At 43.3% G+C, this 20,369-nt stretch carries 15 protein-coding genes; 7 read left to right on the top strand and 8 right to left on the bottom strand.

The annotated features are described in order from the left end of the window. Nucleotides 1-210: 210 nt before the first annotated feature. On the bottom strand, nucleotides 211-3,306 hold the full coding sequence (locus OSCIL6407_RS0101770) for a hypothetical protein (protein WP_007355886.1): 3,096 nt from the start codon (nucleotides 3,304-3,306) through the stop codon (nucleotides 211-213). A 451-nt stretch (nucleotides 3,307-3,757) separates the two neighbouring features. Here OSCIL6407_RS0101770 and OSCIL6407_RS0101765 point away from each other — a divergent pair, with 451 nt between their 5' ends. The 3 genes from OSCIL6407_RS0101765 (at nucleotide 3,758) to OSCIL6407_RS0101750 (ending at nucleotide 12,042) form a co-directional block, all read left to right on the top strand. Then, nucleotides 3,758-7,711, top strand: a complete 3,954-nt coding sequence (locus OSCIL6407_RS0101765) for a PAS domain S-box protein (protein WP_007355887.1) — start codon at nucleotides 3,758-3,760, stop codon at nucleotides 7,709-7,711. 304 nt (nucleotides 7,712-8,015) lie between these two features. Beyond that, complete coding sequence (locus tag OSCIL6407_RS0101755) at nucleotides 8,016-11,069, top strand: response regulator (protein ID WP_007355888.1); 3,054 nt, start codon at nucleotides 8,016-8,018, stop codon at nucleotides 11,067-11,069. Between the two features lie 10 nt (nucleotides 11,070-11,079). Continuing rightward, nucleotides 11,080-12,042, top strand: coding sequence for a GGDEF domain-containing response regulator (locus OSCIL6407_RS0101750; protein WP_007355889.1), 963 nt, complete (start codon nucleotides 11,080-11,082; stop codon nucleotides 12,040-12,042). A 60-nt stretch (nucleotides 12,043-12,102) separates the two neighbouring features. On the opposite strand, the gene OSCIL6407_RS0101745 is transcribed toward OSCIL6407_RS0101750, so the two are convergent. Both OSCIL6407_RS0101745 and purN read right to left on the bottom strand, forming a co-directional pair. Next, complete coding sequence (locus tag OSCIL6407_RS0101745) at nucleotides 12,103-12,654, bottom strand: dihydrofolate reductase family protein (RefSeq protein WP_007355890.1); 552 nt, start codon at nucleotides 12,652-12,654, stop codon at nucleotides 12,103-12,105. 48 nt (nucleotides 12,655-12,702) lie between these two features. Next, nucleotides 12,703-13,371 (bottom strand): phosphoribosylglycinamide formyltransferase, encoded by a 669-nt coding sequence (purN, locus tag OSCIL6407_RS0101740; RefSeq protein WP_007355891.1) that lies wholly within the window; start codon nucleotides 13,369-13,371, stop codon nucleotides 12,703-12,705. Between the two features lie 69 nt (nucleotides 13,372-13,440). On the opposite strand from purN, the gene OSCIL6407_RS0101735 reads away from it, so the two are divergent. Beyond that, nucleotides 13,441-14,013, top strand: coding sequence for a DUF981 family protein (locus tag OSCIL6407_RS0101735; protein WP_007355892.1), 573 nt, complete (start codon nucleotides 13,441-13,443; stop codon nucleotides 14,011-14,013). Nucleotides 14,014-14,234: 221 nt separating this feature from the next. Here the strand turns inward: OSCIL6407_RS0101735 and OSCIL6407_RS0101730 are convergent, their stop codons facing one another. Continuing rightward, nucleotides 14,235-15,230 carry a type IV pilin-like G/H family protein gene (locus tag OSCIL6407_RS0101730; protein WP_019486858.1) on the bottom strand — a complete coding sequence of 332 codons (996 nt, stop codon included), beginning with the start codon at nucleotides 15,228-15,230 and terminating at the stop codon, nucleotides 14,235-14,237. A gap of 13 nt (nucleotides 15,231-15,243) precedes the next feature. Next, nucleotides 15,244-15,819, bottom strand: coding sequence for a GNAT family N-acetyltransferase (locus tag OSCIL6407_RS0101725; protein ID WP_007355894.1), 576 nt, complete (start codon nucleotides 15,817-15,819; stop codon nucleotides 15,244-15,246). Nucleotides 15,820-15,879: 60 nt separating this feature from the next. Here OSCIL6407_RS0101725 and OSCIL6407_RS0101720 point away from each other — a divergent pair, with 60 nt between their 5' ends. After that, nucleotides 15,880-16,770, top strand: coding sequence for a carbohydrate ABC transporter permease (locus OSCIL6407_RS0101720; protein ID WP_007355895.1), 891 nt, complete (start codon nucleotides 15,880-15,882; stop codon nucleotides 16,768-16,770). A 138-nt stretch (nucleotides 16,771-16,908) separates the two neighbouring features. Here the strand turns inward: OSCIL6407_RS0101720 and OSCIL6407_RS0101715 are convergent, their stop codons facing one another. After that, a complete protein-coding gene (locus OSCIL6407_RS0101715) occupies nucleotides 16,909-17,505 on the bottom strand; it encodes a DJ-1/PfpI family protein (RefSeq protein ID WP_019486857.1) in 597 nt (198 codons plus the stop codon). Between the two features lie 90 nt (nucleotides 17,506-17,595). Between OSCIL6407_RS0101715 and OSCIL6407_RS0101710 the strand changes: the two genes are divergently transcribed. Beyond that, nucleotides 17,596-17,982 (top strand): hypothetical protein, encoded by a 387-nt coding sequence (locus tag OSCIL6407_RS0101710; RefSeq protein ID WP_007353213.1) that lies wholly within the window; start codon nucleotides 17,596-17,598, stop codon nucleotides 17,980-17,982. 94 nt (nucleotides 17,983-18,076) lie between these two features. On the opposite strand, the gene psaX is transcribed toward OSCIL6407_RS0101710, so the two are convergent. Together psaX and OSCIL6407_RS36850 are read right to left on the bottom strand one after the other, a co-directional pair. Then, nucleotides 18,077-18,223 (bottom strand): photosystem I protein PsaX, encoded by a 147-nt coding sequence (gene psaX, locus OSCIL6407_RS0101705; protein ID WP_019486856.1) that lies wholly within the window; start codon nucleotides 18,221-18,223, stop codon nucleotides 18,077-18,079. A 132-nt stretch (nucleotides 18,224-18,355) separates the two neighbouring features. After that, complete coding sequence (locus OSCIL6407_RS36850) at nucleotides 18,356-19,498, bottom strand: lipoyl synthase (protein WP_019486855.1); 1,143 nt, start codon at nucleotides 19,496-19,498, stop codon at nucleotides 18,356-18,358. Between the two features lie 178 nt (nucleotides 19,499-19,676). On the opposite strand from OSCIL6407_RS36850, the gene OSCIL6407_RS0101695 reads away from it, so the two are divergent. Further along, the gene (locus tag OSCIL6407_RS0101695; RefSeq protein ID WP_007354216.1) at nucleotides 19,677-20,237 is read left to right on the top strand and encodes a response regulator; all 561 of its coding nucleotides are present in this window, start codon (nucleotides 19,677-19,679) and stop codon (nucleotides 20,235-20,237) included. Nucleotides 20,238-20,369 lie beyond the last annotated feature (132 nt).

The following is a 20,369-nucleotide window of genomic DNA, read 5'->3' as shown; positions in this document are numbered from 1 at the left end:
TCTATAGCAGGAGGCAGCAGGCAGGGGGCAGGAGGAAAATGTAATAATAGAAAGGGTTTCGGCGATCGTTCGTGTCCTAAGCGTTGTGGTGGTTGCGATAACTAAATTTCTTAGCGTTTAGCGTTTAGCCTTCAGCCTTCTGTTATACAACACAAAAAAAGCCTCTCGGCTGAGAGGCTTTTTCAAGTTGATTTAGCTAAAGTCCAATTGTTAACGGATGACAGCTAAGGCCCCTGCACCGGCTGATGCTACCGCAGAAGCGAGGGCGGTGAAAAAGAGCCACCAGGAGGCAACTTCGGCTGCTTTGCGGGTTTCTTCGGCTTGGTGTTCAGCTTGCCGCTTGATGCTTTCTAACTGGAGTTGGGCTTGTTGTTGTAAGCGTTCGGCTCGTTGTAGGGTAGTGTTGCGAACTCGTTCGATCTGGTCTACGAGGCGATTGGCATCGGCTTCGGAGATGTCTTCGCGGGAACTGATAATCGCTACGAGGGTATCGCGGTTGAATTGGCCGAGGCGATCGCGTAATGCGTCAAATCCCGCCTGTGGGTCGTCAAATAAGGTGCGGACATCCTGTTTGATGCCCTCATAGTTGAGTTCTGGCCGATCTAAAGAGTTGAGATAATCGCGAATTTTATCTAAAACTGTGTCGATCGCGGCTTGAACTCCCTCTTGTATTTTCTGGATTTGCAGCACGAATTGGTCGCGCACTGACAAAATTTGATCGACAATCCGATTGGCTTCTGCTTCGGAAATGTCTTGGCGTTGGGAGAGCAAGGCGACGATGGTAGAGCGGTCAAAGTGAGAGAGTCGTTCCCCCAAACTCTGAGCCCCTACTTTGGGGTCATGCAACAATAGTTGCAAGTCGCGTTTGATGGCTTCGGGGTTGAGTTCGTCCTTGCCAGTGTTCCGCAAGTAATCTTGCAAAGTACCTTGGAAATCTCGCGCCTGTGCTTGCACTCGCTTCGCCAAGCGGCGGGGCGCTTTGATGGCGGAGTTGATGGTTTCTTGTACGGAGTCGATGACTTGATTGACTTGCTCTTCGCTTAAATCTTGGCGCTGGGAAAGTAGTTTTACCAGGGTGTCGCGATCCATGTGAGAGATGCGATCGCGTACTGCTAAGGCTCCTTCTTTGGGATTTGCGAGCATTTTACTCAAATCGCGCTTAATCCCTTCTGGATTGAGTTCTTCCTTGCCAGTGTTGCGGAGGTAATCGGCGATCGCGCTCGTTGTTGAGTCGTACTGTTCCTTAGCCTTATCAGCAATGGCTTTCGGCGCGTGCATTGCGCTACTCCAAGCTGACTCGACCTGATCGATCGCTTGATTGACCTGATCTTCAGTCAAGTCTTGCCGCTGAGATAGCAGTTTCACCAAGGTATCGCGGTCAAAATGGGAAGCTCTAGACCTAAGCGCCCACATTCCTAATTCTGGGTCATCCAGCACCTTTTGCAAGTCGCGTTTGATGCCTTCAGGGTTGAGTTCTTCTTTACCTGTAGAACGCAGATATTCCTGTACTCTTTGCCATTGATTATCGAGACGAGCTTGGGCAGCTTCTTGTAGACCTTTAGCATCTGCTAAGGCGACATCCCGCGCTCTTTCCAGTTCCTTGACGATCGGATCTATCTCGTGCCAGCCGATGTTTTCGCGGTGTCTGAGTAGCCGTACTAAGGCATCGCGATCGTAGACAGAAAGGCGATCGCGCAAGTGTTCGTAAGATGCGTCTGGATCTTCCAACAATGCCTTGAAATCGCGACCAATACCTTCGGGGGTAAGTTCCTCCTTGGGGGTTAACTTCAGGTAAGTTTCCACGCGGAAGCGCAACTCTTGAGCTTTTTCTCGCTCTTCAGCAAGCCTAACTGTATGCAAAACTTTCAGCCGCACGTCTTCGAGCTGATTGGCGATTTCTTTAATTTTGGCTTGAGTAAAGACACCTCTACTAGCTAGCAGTTCCTCGAAGTAGGACTTTTTGAGTTTCTCTAAATCCTGACGAACTGTTCTAGGATCGGCGGTGGGGTCATAGAGCGCTTCTCGAAAGTCGCGATCTATGGTTTGCGGGTTCATCTGCCAGGAGTAAGCGTTGAGCAGGTAGTTTTCTACATCAGCGCGAATGGGACTGAAGGGTTCAGCGGGTTCGCCTTTGACTTGATGACTGACTTTACCTGCTTGGTCGGTTACTTTGTTCTTGGCTGCTTTAAGTTGACCGACAACTTTTTCCACATCCAGATCCGAGAGGTCTGTACGGCCCAAAACTACTCCCATCAAGGCATTAATCGCCATTGTGCCGGCTTGGGACATCATGCTGGAATTTTGACCTTGGTTGGGGCTGATTTTGCCGATCGCCCCTTCGATTTGGCTCGAAAGTTTATCCGAGAGCAGTTCCCCTGGTTTTGCCGATTTGAAGTAGTCTACTAATTGACCAATGCCATCGCTGGCCGGCATTTGCTTCCCTACTTGCTTCCAGGCATCTTGCAATTGGTCTACGATCTTATTAACATCGCGTTTTGATAAGTCGGTGCGGGAACTAACTAAGTCTATAAGGGTTTGACGGTCGAGGTTAGGCAAATTTTCACTACCCGCGATCGCTTTTAGTTGCGGGTCATTGAGCAGTTTTTCAAATTCCCCCCGAATCGCCTGGAAATCTAATTCTGGTGGCTTAAGTTTTTGTATGTAATCTTCGACTGTTTCCCGCATAGTCACGGGGTCGATCGCGCTCCCTAGTTCGTGACCAACAGCGGCGGCGGCGGCTCTAGCTGTGCTTACGACTTGATCCTTGGCAGCTTTAGCACCCAAGGCGGCGGCGGCAGTGCCAACAATTGCTTGAAAGCCAGCAGTCGCAGTATTGACAACGGAACCGACTAAAGAGCCGACGGTTGTGGAACTTACCCACACGAGCATGGAGAAGTAAGTTCCCCAGACTACTAAGCCGATAATTGCACCTAAACCCACACTACGAATCAGACTGAGTTTTACAGCCAGCAAGCAGGCAAAAAAGAGCGCAACGCTGACTGTGATTAGCGTCCAAGTCCCCACTTTCGATCCAATATGGCGGACGGGACTGCCTTCACCTTCGGAGTTAGAATCGCTTGACTGATTTCCCCAGTAGGAAAGACCGGCGGCGACAGAAAGATTTGTCAGCAGCAATTGGAAGGCGCAAGCCAGCACAACTCCTGCGATCAAAGCAATAAAAAATTGCGGCCCAGAATAAAGCAGCGCTGCGTCTTCTACTGTCTGAATACCTTGCTCTGTTTGAGTTTGGGCGAGCGAGAATGGTAAGTGATAGAGTCCCAGATTTATTGGCAAATTTTGATACATAGTATATCCCTCATCACAAGATGGGTTCGCGCAGTTTTCTTTAAGGTGGCGCGAGTAGCAGATGTATAGTTTCCGCTATCAGAGTCCTTGCTCCTAAGCATCTTCGGATTTAGTAGATAAAACATCCCCCTACAGTCTGAAGAATTAAAATATGTCTGCGGCTGGCTGTCACAATTGAGATAATTATGCTAAGTGACATTTGAGAGGGGAACAGTAGGCTAAAAGAGAGAGAACACTTGTGGCTGTCAATTTTTGATGTCAATTACTGTTTTAAATAGTCTCATTTTTTCTCAATTAGATTCACTTTTGAACTAGAGAGGACAATCGCCAGCACTAAAAATTTATCGAGTCTTTTCTAATTTGCTATTATAGTTAAGATTAATAACTATAATGCCGTTCAAAAGTTAGTTAATTAAGATTTACAGCTAGCAACAATTTAAGAGGTAGTAATGTGAAACAGCAACATTGGTATCAATGGGTTGCCCGAAGGCTCGATCGACGACATTGGACACCACTGTTGCTTGGGATCGTTGCCTCGATCGCTGTTTTAGGGCTGTGGCAACAAGCTGAAATGCAGGAACAGTTTTATATTCGGCAGATGACTCTAGCAGAATCCAATGCGGTTAAGCACGATTTAACTGCTGAACTCGAAACTCGGATTCACGCATTAAAGCGCATGGCAACGCGATGGCAGATTCACTGGGGCAATTCTCAATCCGAAAGGGAAATCGATGCAGCTAGCTATCTCAGGGATTTTGAAGGCTATCAAACGATCGCCTGGGTTGACCGATCTCTACAAGTGCGTTGGATTCTCCCCAAAACTGGAAACGAAGCCGCAAAAAGTTTATATCTGCGTCAGGAGGCAAAACAGTTAGCAGCTCTCAATGGTGTGCGCGATCGCCGTAAAATTATCATCACTCCCGCTGTTTCCCTCAAGCCAGGAGAAACTATTTTTTCTATCTATACTCCTTTATTTATTAAGAACAATTTTAATGGTTTCATTCAAATTATATTGCAAATCGAATCTCTCTTCGATCGCATTTTACACTTGCCAGCAGGCTATAGCATTCGTATTCATGAAGGCACAAATTTAATTTATCAACGTGGTGATGGATCGCCAATATCGCCATCAGAAAAATTCAGTCTGAAATCCCACGAAATCAACTGGGAAGTCGAAATATTTTCAACATCAAAAATGCTATCGTATGAGTACTCTATTCTTCCCAAAGTCATTTTATTTGGCGGATTGAGCGGTGTTTGGATATTAGCACTAACTGTTTATTTAGCTCAAAAGTCAGAGCATCATGCTCGCAGAGCCAGAACAATAAATCAACAATTAGAGAAGGAAATTGTCGAGCGACAACAAATAGAAGCTAATTTACGGGAGAGCGAAGAACGTTGGCAACTAGCACTCCGAGGTAATAGCGATGGCATCTGGGATTGGAATATGCAAACAAACGAGATATTTTATTCTACCCGATGTAAAGAAATACTAGGCTATCTAGATAGCGAACATAGCAAGTATCCCCAAGATCGGATTAACCTATTACATCCCGAAGATCGAGAAAAAGTAGTGCAGGCTGTTCAAGACCACCTTACCAAGAAAACCCCCTTCTACATTTCTGAGCATCGCATTCGTTGTAAAAACGGGGACTACAAATGGATTTTAGATCGCGGTCAAGCACTTTGGGATGATGCAGGTAAAGCCATTCGGATGAGTGGCTCTCATACCGATATTACAGAGCGAAAGCAAGCAGAAGCTGAGCTTCAAGAATTGACAATCTCTCTAGAAAATGCGATATCTGGCATTTCTAAATTGGATAAGAGTGGACGTTATTTATCCGTAAATCGCTCCTATGCTAATGCCGCAGGATATGAACCGGAAGAGATGCTAGGGATGATGTGGCAGCAAACCGTTCATCCTGATGATGTGGATAAACTGATTGCTGCTTATGACCAAATGCAGCAAAACGATAAAGTAGAAGTTGAAGCCAGAGGCATTCGCAAAGATGGGTCTATATTCTATAAACAATTAGTGATGATTTCAATTTATGACGAGCAACACCAGTTTATAGGACATCACTGTTTTATGAAGGATGTTAGCGATGCCTACGGCGAGCTTCGCTTACGCAAATATGCTGAGGAAGCACTCCAGCAAAGCGAAACTCGCTTTCAATTATTTATGAATCACAGTCCGGCTGCTGCCTGGATTAGCGATACAAATGGGGTAATCCTCTACGCTAGTCAATCCTATTTAAAAAACTTTAAACTGCCAACACTTGATATTATTGGCAAGTCAATTTTTGAGATTTTTTCATCAGAATTTGCCCATAAAATTCTTGATAATATCCACAAGGTTGTCCAAACCCAACAAGTCTTAGAAGCGATCGAATTAGCACCTCGTGCCGATGGTACTGTGGGTCAATTTTTAGTTTATAAATTCCCACTTCCTGAAACATCAAGACAAATACTTGTCGGAGGAGTCGCGATTGATATTACCGAGCGACAACAAACCGAAGCAGCGATTTCTCAGTTAGCAGCAATTGTTGAATCTTCCGAAGATGCCATCATTGGTAAGTCATTAGACGGTGTGATTGAAAGCTGGAATGCAGGAGCAGAAAGAATGTTTGGTTATACAGCTCTAGAGATAGTAGGGCAATCAATAACAAAACTAATTCCCCCAAACTATGTAGACGAAGAAGCCCAGATTTTAACAATAATTAGACAGGAAAAAAGCATCCCTCACTATGAAACAGTTCGGCAGCGCAAAGACGGAACGTTAGTCAATGTTTCGGTAAGTATTTCTCTAATTAAGAACAAAAAAGGTGCGATTATTGGGGCATCAAAGATTGTACGAGATATCAGCGATCGCAAACGCAGAGAAATTGAATTGTGGCAAGCAATGGAAGCAGCAGAATCTGCAAATCTGGCAAAAAGCACTTTTCTGGCAAATATGAGTCACGAACTACGTACTCCTTTAAATGCCATTTTAGGTTTTACTCAGGTGATGGCTCGAAATCCCGCACTTACCCCAGAATTAAAGGAAGATTTACAAACTATTGGTCGAAGTGGAGATTATTTACTGAGTCTAATTAATGATATTTTAGATCTCTCCAAAATCGAAGCCGGACACTCTACCTTGGAAGAAACTGGATTTGACTTAATTGCCTTGCTTCATTCCCTCCAAAATATGTTAGCTGAACGGGTGAACTCTAAAAAACTTCAGCTTTATTTTGACGTTGCTCCAAATTTACCGCAGTTCATCCTTGCTGATTCCCAAAAATTGCGTCAGGTGTTACTCAATCTTCTGAGTAATTCCCTGAAGTTTACCGATCTAGGATATATCACACTGCGCGTCAGAAGTGAGGAGTCAAGCTTGACAGTTCGAGGCTTAGAAGCACCTGAAATTAGCAACTTAGATCCTACAATCTCCAACGTAACACCTAAAACCAGTTTACTATTTGAGGTAACAGATACCGGAGTAGGCATTTCCCCTCAAGAACTTGACAACATTTTTGATGCCTTCGTTCAGACACAGGCTGGAAAGAGGGCGAAAAATGGTACTGGGTTAGGTTTGACAATTAGCCGCAAATTGATTGAAATTATGGGCGGAGAAATTTTTGTGAATAGTACTCCCGGACAAGGTAGTACATTTACCTTTACCGTCCCGGTTTGCCCAATACATAAAGTTAATATTGTCCCATATAAAACCGATCTTATAGTCAGAGGACTAGCTCCTGGTCAAAAACAACGGCGTATTTTAGTAGTGGACGATCGACAAGAAAATCGATTGCTAATCATCAAATTACTGAGTCAATTAGGCTTGGAAATACGGGAAGCTACCAATGGCCAAGAGGCAGTAAAATTATGGCAAGAATGGGAACCTGACTTGACCTGGATGGATATTCGGATGCCTGTGCTCGACGGCTATGAAGCAACTCGACAAATTAGAGCAATGGAAGAGAATAAAAATGGTATTATTATTGCACTAACAGCACAAGCTTCACAAAGCGATCGCAGCCTAGCCCTTGCGGCTGGCTGCAACGATTATATCAGCAAACCTTTCCGGGAGGAAACTTTATTTATTAAGATGAGAGAATATTTAGGGTTAGAATATTTGTATGCGGAACCTTCTATTACATTAGATGATTATCCTGTATCTTTATCCTTGTCCCAGCAAAATTTGTTAGAGTTGATCGCTCCAACAGATCTAGCCTCATTACCTCAAGAATGGCTGGATAAATTAGAGGATGCTGCTGTATGTGGCAATGATTATGCAATTGTTGAACTCGCAGGTAAACTACCTCCATCACTGTCAAAGTTTGGTGCATATTTGATTGAACTGGGAAGCAAATATCTATTTGAGCAAATCCTCGAATTGCTTCAAAGCAATTCCCTAGTATAACTTTTCAAATGATTAGATTAACCATGAAAAGATAATTAAAAAATTAAAATTAACCTCAAAATCTAGGTTGAGGTGTGAAATTAGTATAACTCAAATTTGTAAACAAAGAAAATCAAAAACTCTATCAACCTTCTTGGTAGTTAAGACGTTCTGAGTTCCACCAAACTCGCTGATTCTATTCCCTTCTTCCTCTTCTTTCCTGAGAATCATAGCATCGTAGCCCCTCTTTCCCTTTCTTCCCTAGCCCCTAGCCCCTAGCCCCTAGCCCCTTCTTCCTCTGTCCACGACAACGCTGACTGTAACTATGCAACCTCTGAATGCCAAAGAACTCCGAAATTTCACTCCTTCACAACTGACAGCTTTAGAAAAGCATACTGATGAATATGTGTACATTCCCGATCATATTCAACCTCATGGCATTCTCTTAACACTACAAGAACCAGACTTGCAAATTTTGCAAAGCAGTGAAAATGTAGAACAGTTTTTTGGCATCCCAGCAGAAAAATTACTTGGTCAACCTTTGGAATTATTATTTGGTCGCGAACAACTGAATAAAATTAGTGATATCCTGACCAAAGATAACGCAGAAAACTACAATCCACTTGAGCTAAAAGCCAATCGGGTGAGTGTAGAAAAAGAACAGGAATATCAAAGCCAAAGATTTACAGGCGTGTTGCATCGAATTGTTGATGCACTAATATTAGAACTTGTGCCATCCTCCGCTCAAGAAAGTAGTTATTCAACCCATTTTTCTCATTGCTTGCAAGCAGCAATTGTCGATCTGCGGAATGCGATGAATCTCTCCGATTTAGCTCAGATCATTGCTAGAGAAGTAAAGAAAATGACTGGGTTCAATCGCGTTATGGTCTACCGTTTTGAAAGTGATGATTCTGGGGTAGTAATTGCTGAGGCAAAGGAAAATATTATAGAAAGTTATCTAGGATTTCACTATCCAGCCATTGATTTTCCTAAGCAATGCAGATCGTTATTTTGCCACAACTGGGTGCTACAAGTTCCCAATATTAATTACACTCCTGTACAGATTGTTCCTAGCAAACATCCTCTGACAAATCAATTGGTAGATATGAGCAATTGTACGTTAAGAGGAGTTTCTCCATGTCACATTCAATACTTACAAAATATTGGCGTTCATGGATCGATGACAATTTCCTTGATCGATGACAAACGCCTCTGGGGATTAATCGCCTGTCAGCACTATAGCCCTAAATTAGTAGATTATGAAACTCGCAAGGCCTGCGAACTATTAGGAAGATTTGCTTCTCTGGAATTATTGTATCAGCAAGAGAAAGAGTTGCGTCTTTACCGAATGCAAGTCAAGGGTATTCAGGATGAACTTCAGCGGGAATTATTACGAGAAGCGAACTTTATTGAACAGGTTTTGACTAAAAATACGGTGCAATTGCTGGTTTTAGTTCGTGCTTATGGAGCGGCAATTTTGCTGGACGGACAGCTAACTTTAATAGGGCAAACGCCCTCAGAAGCTGAAGTGCAGGAACTGCTAAACTGGTTGGTGCAGCATAACACGGAACGAGTATTTGCTACTAATTTTTTGTCTAATCTCTATCCTACTGCAAAGGAGTTTAAAGATAAAGCTAGCGGGATTCTAGCTATTTCTATTTCCCTCAACCATGTTAAACAAAAGTCTTACCATATTATCTGGTTCCGACCAGAACAATTTCAAACGATCAATTGGGCAGGTAATCCTCAAGCTGCGATCGCAATCGATGAAGTTGGAGAAATACAACCCTGTCCCCGTAACTCCTTTCAACTGTGGAAAGAAATAGTGCAAGAAAAATCTTACCCCTGGCGGGTTGAGGAGCTTCAAACTGCTGCTGAGATGCGAAATACTCTGATGCTAGCAATGTTAGAATTTTCCCAGGCAGCATTAGAACAAGCAGCAGAACGTGCGGCGATCGCCAACCGTGCCAAAAGCCAGTTTCTTGCTAAAATGAGCCACGAATTGCGGACTCCGATGAACGCAATTTTGGGGTTTACGCAAATTATGAGCCGCAGCCAAAATATCCCACCTGAGTTTCAAGAGCATCTAGGAATTATCAGTCGCAGTGGAGAACATTTACTGACCTTAATTAATGATGTTTTGGAGATGTCTAAAATTGAAGCTGGTCAATTGGTACTGACAGAATCTTGCTTCGATATTGTCCGATTCATCCATTCTATTCAGGAGATGTTTGCTCTCAAAGCGTCTGAAAAAGGGTTGATGCTCAGAATTGAACAGGAAATTAACGTTCCTCCCTATGTCTATGGCGATCAGGCAAAACTTCGCCAAATTTTGATTAACTTGCTTAGCAATGCAATCAAATTTACGATTAATGGCAGTATTACTTTGAGGATAAAAGTCATCCCAGAAATAGATGATGCGATCGATTCATCAAAGGTGGAAGCTTTAGGATCTGCGATCGCACTCTATCTTGAAGTTGAAGATACGGGATGCGGTATCGCTTTGTGCGATCTTGAATCCGTCTTTGAAGCTTTTATGCAAACCGAGCGAGGTCGCCATGCTCAAGGAACGGGTTTAGGCCTATCTATTAGTCGTCAGTTTGCTCGTTTGATGGGCGGTGATATCACCGTACAAAGCAGCTTAAATCAAGGCTCAATCTTTACTTGTAAAGCGATCTTACATCGAGCGGAATCCGTCGATCTGATAGAATCTAAAGTTAACCAGCACGTTATCAGTTTGGAAGCGGGACAACCTAACTACCGAATTTTGGTAGCAGAGGATGTTCTAGTAAATCGGCATTTGCTGGTAACACTGCTGGAGTCAGTTGGATTTGAAGTCTGTGCCGTTACCAACGGGATTGAAGCGATCGCCTGCTGGCAAGATTGGCATCCTCATTTGATTTTTATGGATATTGAAATGCCTGAGATGGACGGCTATGAAGCAACTCGTCAAATTCGGGCTAGGGGTGTACAGGATAATGTGGCGATCGTAGCTTTGACGGCCTATGCTTTTGAAGAAGACCGCACTGCCAGTCTTCAAGCGGGATGCGATGACTATATCGCTAAACCGTTCACTGAAACCATACTCTTCGACAAAATTGCACATTATTTGGGAGTCCGTTACTGTTACGCTCAAACATCCCCATTAAGGCCAGAGTTTGCAACTTTAGAACCCAGAACCCTCTCCCCACAAGATTTGAAAATAATGCCGTTAGAGTGGGTTACTCAAGTCAATGAAGCAGCCTTAGATCTCAACGATACGATCCTCCGCCAACTGATTGCTCAAATTCCTAGTGAGAATGAATTCCTATTAGAATCTTTGACCAATCTAGTCGATCGCTTCCAGTTAGAGGCGATTGCAATTCTCACCCAGGCTTAAGGAGATAAATATGAATATTGTACTAAAATCTGCGGCTGAAACAAATATCTTAATCGTAGATGATAACCCCGATAATTTACGATTATTATCAAAAATATTGGAGTCTCAGGGTTACATTGTTCGCAAATCGCTCAATGGTAAAATGGCACTACAGGCTGCCTATCGCGACCCCCCAGATTTGATTATATTAGACATCAATATGCCAGATATGAATGGCTATGAAGTTTGTCAGCAGCTAAAGGAATCTGAAGCCACACAAGACCTTCCCATTATCTTTATTAGTGCCCTCGATCGGGTAAATGATAAAGTTCGGGCCTTTGAAATGGGTGCTGTGGATTACATTACTAAACCCTTTCAAGAGCAAGAAGTGCTGATGCGAGTGAGAAATCAATTACTTATTCAACAGCAATACCACCAACTCATTAAACAAAATCAACTTTTAGAGCAGGAAATCCAAGAGCGTTTGAGAGCTGAAGCAGAGGTAAGGCAGCTATCTATGACTGATGAATTAACAGGCGTATATAACAGACGCGGCTTTTTTTTACTCGCAAATCAGCAGCTAAAAATCGCCAAACGTACACAGATGTCCTGCTGTCTTTTGTTTGCTGACTTAGATGGTTTAAAGAAAATTAATGACTCTTTAGGTCATGAAATTGGAGATAGAATCCTCGCTGAAGCAGCTTACATATTAAAGCAAACCTTTGGTGATTCTGATATCGTTGCTCGCTTAGGAGGTGATGAATTTGTAATATTTATCCCCGCCTGTTCAGTTGATACAGATAACTATCAAACTCGGCTACAAGCAGCTCTCGATCGCTTTAACCAAGAAAACGCTCGTTCCTATCAATTATCTATGAGTATTGGTGTGAAGGAATGCGTTTTAGATAAAAGCATTTCACTAGAACAATTGCTGGTAGAGGCTGATGAATTAATGTACGAACAGAAACGTAGTAAAGGGATTAAGAAGCATTGAATGTAACTACTTAAATAATATGGTTGGATAAATTTTCATAAGGGGATGACAAATTACCAACTACCCATTGCCCGATCGACTTAAGTCTGCGGGTTTTATTTTCAAATCGTAAAAGACTTGCAATAACCCAGAATTATATTGGATTACATCTTTCAAATTAAGTGCCGTTTCTAGGTTAGGATCGTTTACAATTAGCGGTATTCCCTTCCCTAGAATCATAGGGTGAATCGAGAGAATAAGTTCATCGATAAAACCATATTTCAAGAAATAATGAATTGTCTGGCCTCCGCCAACTAACCAAATATCACCGCCCTTCATATTACGCAACTTATGGATAAATTCTTCCAAATTCCCTCCCACAAATTCTACATTGTTATCTTTGGTGCCAGCAAGAGAGTTAGAAAATACAAAACTTTCCTTACCTTTGTAGGGATATTCTCCAAAACCAAGGATTTGTTGATACGTCTTATTACCCATAATTAAGGTGTCAATTTGGGCAAAAAATTGATCGTAACCGTAGTCAGAGTCAGTGAATAACCAATCAACATCCCCTGATGCTCTTGCAATGTAGCCGTCTAGACTAGATGCAATAAACAACCGTATTTTCCGCATAGTTTCATCCCAAATTTATCAGAACTCCCCGATCGAGAGAAATTTTACCTATTCTAAATTTTCAGCACGCCTAGCCGCTAAAAGTGCGATCGCGCCTACCAAAGTTTTATGTTCCTGCACCTGTATCCGAGCGTGTAAGGTTTCTGGCGTATCATCTACCAATACTGGCACTGCGGCCTGCATTAAAATCGGGCCGCTATCAACTTCTAAACAAGCGATATGAACCGTACAACCAGTAATCTTAACTCCGGCTTTGAGTGCTTGTTCCACAGCTCGAATTCCGGGGAAACTAGGCAATAAACTGGGGTGAATATTAATAACTTTTTGGGGGAAAGCATCGAGTAAAACTGGAGTAACAATTCGCATCCAGCCGGCCATAATTACCCATTCGACATTATATTCTTGAAAAGTCTTGACAATTACTGCATCTAACTCTTCGCGGCTAGTGTAGTCGCGGTGGTTGAGAAGAATCGCGAGGACACCAAATTTTTGAGCTCGCGCTCCAACTTTGGCATCGGGATTATTGTAAATTACAACTTGAACTTGAGCGTTGAGTTGTCGATTCGCGATCGCCTCAGCAATTGCCTCAAAATTGCTACCACTACCAGAAGCGAGAATTCCCAGTTTTAACGGGGCTCCCTGTGCAAGCAAACATGGCTCTAAGCTCGGCGAAATCAAACTGGTATTGGAATTAGCTAGTGCAGAAATGGTACTCATGCAGCGAATGATAGAAGCTAATAGAATGAGAATATATTGCCATTATCTCTCGTTAAGGAACTTAAATTAATGTTTGTTAACTATATTCCATTGATGCTCATCAATATGGTAGCAGGACTGTTTATACTCGCATCCTACGTTTACCTGGGACTCGACGGTACGCAGCAAAAACGGTGGATTCCCGGTTTTGGAATGACTGGCGCGATCGCTCTCACAACTGGCTTACACATGATTTTTACTTGGCCTCTTCCCGGTAGCTTTAACATTGCCTTCGGCGAAATGTCAGTTTTATTCGGCATACTTTTTATCAGCGCATCTTTATCTCTTGCCAATGAGTGGGATTTGCTAACTGTGGCTATTTACGCCTTTTTTGCTGGGGTTGCTGCCTTAGTAATTGGTCTGCGAATTCTCAATTTGGGTTTGACTCGGCAGCCCATACTCTCAGCAATAGGATTTATTTTATCAGGATTAAGCGGCATTTGCGCTGCACCTGCGCTTTATCTGCGAACTAATCATACTCTACGGCTAATTGGTAGTATTGTACTCGTAGCTGCTGCTTTAATTTGGGCATTCACTGGCTATACGGCTTATTGGGGTCATCTAGCTGACTATTCTAAATGGGTTCCCTATCCTATGCGGTAGAAATAAAAGAGGGAGGGGATAAGGTAGAAGGTAATAGAAACTAGCGTGTTAGCAGTTAAGAATTGCCGGATTTTTGGAGCAGTTACTATCTCACAGGACTTACGCATTTTAGCGACAGGATCGGGGTTTTAGATTGCTTCGTTTCACTCGCAATGACAGAAAATGGTAGAGGATGCGTAAGTCCTATCTCAGTGCGATGCCTATTTCCCCCTATTTCACTATTATTTAGGACTGGAACCAACAGGACATTTAATTTCCTCTTCTGCACTCTTAGGAGCCCTTGGCATCGCTGGTGGTGTAGTTGATGGTTTATCTGTGCCGCAAGTTAGAGAAACAGTTGTATTTTCATCGTTAACTTTGATCACAAAAACCGCCCCTGTGTAGCTTTTTAGTTCTGCATTCTTGGCTTCAGCAGTCATCATTATGCTGGGAATAGAGCCGCTTTGGGGTACAATTTGATAGCGGTAATTCTGTGTCTCCTTGTCAATGCCTAACCCCAATTCATCAATCTCTGTAGCAAATTTTTCATTCTCGGCATAGAAAGCTTGTTGAGCGCGGTTCATAGAACCAATATATTGTTCGCCTTCTGATTCTCGTCCCTGTCTTCGTTGTGCTGCTAAATCAACTATTTGAGTATTCCGAGGTAAAGCCGTTGTATTAGCCACTTTTTCGAGAAAAATTGCACCAGCACTAAACTCAGTAGGTCTCGATTCTCCCGGACGTAAACCTTCCCATTCTATACGCATTTGACCATCAGGAGTGAACTCAAAAATTGTCATTAAAGTTCCCTCATCACCTGGTGATGTCACGTCAATCTGCATAGGTTGGGTACTCGAATTGATTTTGTAACTCAGTTCAAAGGCACTAACATTTCCGCCAGTAAAAGATGGAGAACCTGAAGAAAAAAACCAGGTCAAATATGAAGGTAGAAGAATAAATATTTTGCCGTCTTGCGTGAAAATAACTGTCAGCGGAATCGGTAAATAATCTTTTAGTCGCCACTGTCCTACAAATTGTGAAGCACGAGAGTTGATTGAGGCGGGATCTTGAGATAGAGTTAAGCTTGGCGGTTGCTGTGCGTAGGCGTAGCCAGCCAGAGGCATCGCACTCATGCCGAGACTCAAAGGTAAGAAGGTAAAGGCAATTAGGAATTTACGAAGGTTGAAGTAGATGTTGCTCATTAAAGTGAAACTGTGGTGTTTACCAGATTTTACCACTTTAGCTTGCTTGTTAACCGTATTGTTCCCAAAAAAAATCCTGTCTCAGAATCGAGTAAATTTTTAAGTCGCAGTATTTACCTTTAGTAAATATATGTTGCCTTAAGATACCTTCAAATTGCATCCCTACTTTTTCCATCACACGAGCTGAAGCAATATTTTCCACTTCACATCTAGCTTCAATTCGATTTAAATTCATTGTCTGGAAGCCAAACTTAATAATAGCACTAACTGCTTCGCTCATATATCCTTGTCTCCAATATTTCCTAGAAAGTGCATATCCAATCTCAGCGCGGCTGTGAAATAGATGACATTCCGCAAATCCACAAGTACCGATCAATTTTCCCTCTCCTTTATGGACAATACCCCAGTCAGTAATCTGGCGATTTTTGTAACGCTCGACGACTATCTTTAGAAAAAATTTGCTATCTTTTATAGATTGATGAGCATCCCAAGTAGTGTATTTTGCCACATCTGGGTCAGAAGCATACTCGAACATATCCTCCGCATCCTCTAAAGTCATCTTTCGCAGGATTAAGCGTTCAGTTTCTAAAGTTTTCAAATTTCGGAATATATCTTGAGTTTCCACTTTTATTTCCTACGATCTTATGATACAATTTAAAATCTCAAAGTTAAAATCTAAAAGCGAATGGTTCCGATTAAGCCTGGGCGTTTTAACTGGCTAGATAATGACACGATCGCAGCTTGGATTTTTCTAGCTCCATCTCTCATATTGCTGGGTACTTTTATCTTATGGCCGATCGTTTATTTATTTTACCTCAGTTTTACTGCTGGTAGTTTTACCCGTTCGGGCGTGCATTTAGTGGGTCTTAACAATTACTCCCGTCTGCTAATTAGCCCGGATTTTTGGCAAGTTATTGGCAACACATTCTATTTTACTGTCGCCACCGTCATTCCCAGTTTAATTATACCTTTAGGCTTGGCAGTATTATTAAATCGGTCATTTGCCTTGCGAGGTTTTCTCCGTACTGCCTATTTTATCCCTTCTATTACCTCCCTAGTTGCGGTTGGCTTAAGTTGGCGGTGGCTATTTCAAACAGATGGCCCCGTTAATAATTTATTAATTTCTCTTGGCTTAAATTCCGTGCCTTGGTTAAATAGTACAATTTGGGCAATGCCAGTGCTGATTTTGTTAAGTATTTGGAAGCAATTAGGCTTCAATATGGTTATATTCATCGCTGGATTGCAAGCAATTCCTATCAACCGTTATGAAGCCGCAGAATTAGATGGTGCTGGCGCTTGGCAGCAATTTTGGCACATTACTTTACCGGGTTTACGACCTACTTTGGTGTTTGTTATTGTGACTACTGCTATTTTTACTCTGAGAAGTTTTGAGCAAGTTTATGTCATCACTGGCGGCGGCCCTTTAAACTCTACTAATTTGCTAGTTTATTACATTTATGACCAAGCTTTTGCTCAATTTGATTTCGGTTATGCAGCAGCGGCGGCAACTTTGTTGATGGTGGGAGCTTTAATGTTAGTTTATTTACAGTTAAAGATGTGGGGTGAAGATTCTTAAGGAAGAAGGAAGAAGGAAGAAGGAAGAAGGAAGAAGGAAGAAAATTTAGTTATCTAGGAGAGAAGGAAGAAGGGGAGACGCGGGGTTTTTTCCCAATTAGCAATTAGCAATTAGCAATTAGCAATTAGCAATTAGCAATTAGCAATTAGCAGTTAACTGTTTATATTCCATTTGTTCTGCTGTTTGGTCAGCTTTTTCTTTTCCTAAAAGTCTGCCAACAACGTACAAAGACATATCAATTCCTGCTGAGATTCCTCCCGAAGTAATGATTTTGCCATTATCCACAAATCGGCGATCTTTCACAACAGTTGTATTCGGAGCAATTTCTATTAATAAATCAAAGGCTCGATGATGGGTTGTCGCTTCTAAACCTTCTAATAAACTTGCCTTTGCTAAAAGTAACGAACCTGTGCAGACAGAAAGCACTAATTCTGCTGTTTCTGCACAAGATTTTATCCAATCAATTATAGGCTGATGATTCATTAAAATGCGAGTCCCTATCCCTCCGGGTACAATTAAAATATCCGGTTTTGGACAATTTAATATGGTATAATCGGGATTAACGCTCAGGCCATTGCGAGCTGAGATAGCAGTGGATTTTTCGGCAACTGTATAAACCTCAAAAGGTTCGTAGTTATTTAATTCTGAGGTGACAGAAAATACTTCAAAAGGCCCGGCGAAGTCAAGCACTTCCGCATTATCAAAGATAAAAATTGCTACTTTCTTAGTTGTCATAAAATTAGCTTAATTACATACCTCTGATAGAGACACAAAATCTGAAACAGTTGTTAGCCTAGAAAATGCAGCCGCTACAACTGTAAAGCCATGCTCCAAATCATACCCGATCGCATCAAAAAAATAGTAATTCTAGTAATTCTCTGTATTGGTGTATTTTTAGGTATAATTACCTTACCAATTTTTACACCCGCCCAAGGCTCGTATCAACTCGAATACCGTATTACTCAATTGGAAAGTCAAATTTCCGATCTCAGGGGACAAATCAATAGGTTAGAGTCTCAATCTTCTGGATTTAACCGATCGCAACCGCCAACAAGTCCCGGTACAACTAGAACAAGTCCCAGAATGCGATCGGCAGACCCCATGTTTGACAATTTAGCAACTATGGTGATCGAAATTAAGCAAGACCTAATCAAAATGCAACAGCGACTATCCCAGCTAGAGTCGTCAACAACCCAGCCCAGCGATCGCTAAGCAAAACAGCCCTTGCCCAACCCTTTTCCGTCAGGGTGGCGGAGGGGTTGGGACTGAGGGCTAAAATTCCGTGCAAGGATCGGATTGGCAGCAACTATTGAATAACGTGGAAATAATATGCTGCCATTAACAAGTTGAGACCGAAAAGTAGCAGGAACCAAGCAGCCCGGAAAGTGTAAGGGGGCTTGCCAGTTTTCATCACGGAGTCAGAGTTGAGTTGGTTATTGGATATCTCTGCCATAGGTTAAAGCTCCTAATTAATTCAGACGTATCTGTATCTAGAAATACCAGAGAGCGTTACCTATTTGCACTATTCGCAAGAGTTATTTTCAAGACTTACGGACGATTTACGTAACACCGCCATCCTGGGGTTTTAATCGCTTTCTCCCGCGTGGTAAGAACTACGAACGAGGGGGCCAGATCGAACATGAGAAAAGCCCATTTCCCGTGCGATCGCGCCCAAACGCTCAAATTCCGCCGGTGTCCAGTATTTTTGTACTGGCAAGTGTTCCAGAGAAGGGCGCATATATTGACCCAGAGTTAGGCGATCGCACCCCACCCCCCGCAAATCCTCCAAAGCCTCCACCACCTCCGCTTCCGTTTCCCCATGTCCCAGCATTAAGCCCGATTTTGTAGGAATATGAGCATCAATTTCCTTAACAATCCGTAGAACATCAAGAGAGCGATCGTACTTCGCCCCCCGCCGCACAGGCCCTTGCAGTCGCCGCACAGTCTCAACATTATGGTTATAACAGGCAGGCTTAGCCGCCACAACTATAGCAATTCGCCGCCATTGGGGAGTGGTGAGATGGGGAGCTCTTGAGCCGGGGGGCAAAGAAGATGGGGAGGATGGGGAGGATGGGGAGGATGGGGAAGGTAGGGAAGATTTAACTTCCTCATCTCCCTCATCTCCCTCATCTCCCCCATCTCCCCCATCTCCCCCATCTCCCCCATCTCCCCCATCTCCCCCATCTCCCCCATCTCCCCCCATCTCCCCCCACTCCCCCCGCTCCCCCGCTCCCCCACTCCCTCCCCAAAAATCAGGAGTCAAAACCTCAATCTCACTCAAGGGATTAACTTCGCGAATCGCCTCCATAGTCATCGCAAACCAACCTGCACCCCCATCGGACAAATCATCCCGCGCCACCGAAGTCAAAACCACATAGCGCAAACCCAACAACTGCACAGATTCCGCTACCTTTTGTGGTTCCTGCGGATCTAAAGGCATCGGCGCGTGCCCCTTATCCACCTGACAAAAAGCACAAGCACGAGTGCAAGTCGGCCCCATCAACAAAAAAGTCGCCGTCTTCTGGGCATAACACTCTCCCCGGTTAGGACAACGCCCTTCTTCGCAAATAGTATGTATCTGGCGCTGCTTAATAATTCGCTGCACATCTGACAACTCACTAGCTTTACCAATCGGACGACGTAACCATGCAGGCATTGGTGACACTAAGGAGGTAAGATGAGAATCATCCGGCTTACTTGTAAAAGTTAAATTGGTATGGGCAGGCATAAAAGTTTGGTTACTCTGCTTCTGTGCGCTTCGATCCTAGACCAAATTAACCAGACTCGCTGCCGGAAATTTATCCCAGTTTCATCCCAGTTTGAAATACAATCAGTTTTCTTGCTGGAATTCTGCAAGAATATAGTTTAATGTTGGGAACCCTCACTCATCAGCAGAGGAGTCAGTCGTGGCAAGTAACAAAATCCTAGTAATCGATGACAGCAAAGTCATCCGCGTGCGGGTGCGAGAGATGTTGCCAGCGGGCAACTTTGAAGTTCTAGAAGCAAAAGACGGCGAAGAAGGTCTCAAACTCATCCGTCAAGCACACCCGAACCTGATCATGTTGGATTTCCTACTGCCAAAGGTAAGCGGCTGGGAGGTTTTTCAGAAAATCCAATCGCAAGCCGATCTCCGGCATATTCCTCTTGTGGTTATGTCAGGCCGCAAGGAAGAGGTTACGGACAAAATTCCAGAACCCTTTGACAAGTATTTTTTCGCCTTTATCGAAAAGCCTTTTGAGAAAAAGCAGCTCTCTGAGGCGATTAAATTAGCCATGATTTTGGCTAAAAAGCGCCCGCAAGAGCCAGACGCACCAGAGGCTAAACCAGCAGGAGCCGCTGGAGGTGGAGCTGGAGCCGCAGAAATTAAGGCTCTCAATGACAAAATAGTTAAAATGCAGGCTGAGATTGACGCTCTCAAGAAACAATTAACTCAAGTTGTGACCATCATTAAGCAAAAGTTGAAGTAAAGGAAGAAGGAAGAAGGAAGAAGAAAGAAGGAAGAAGGAAGAAGGAAGAAAATCTCCCAATCTCCCCCTGCTCCCCCCGCTCCCCCTGCTCCCCCGCTCCCCCCCTCCCCCGCTCCCCCCGCTCCCCCGCTC

This window comes from Kamptonema formosum PCC 6407, from assembly GCF_000332155.1.
GTDB classification, from domain to species: domain Bacteria; phylum Cyanobacteriota; class Cyanobacteriia; order Cyanobacteriales; family Microcoleaceae; genus Kamptonema; species Kamptonema formosum.
This window is presented reverse-complemented; position numbering and strand designations above follow the sequence as displayed.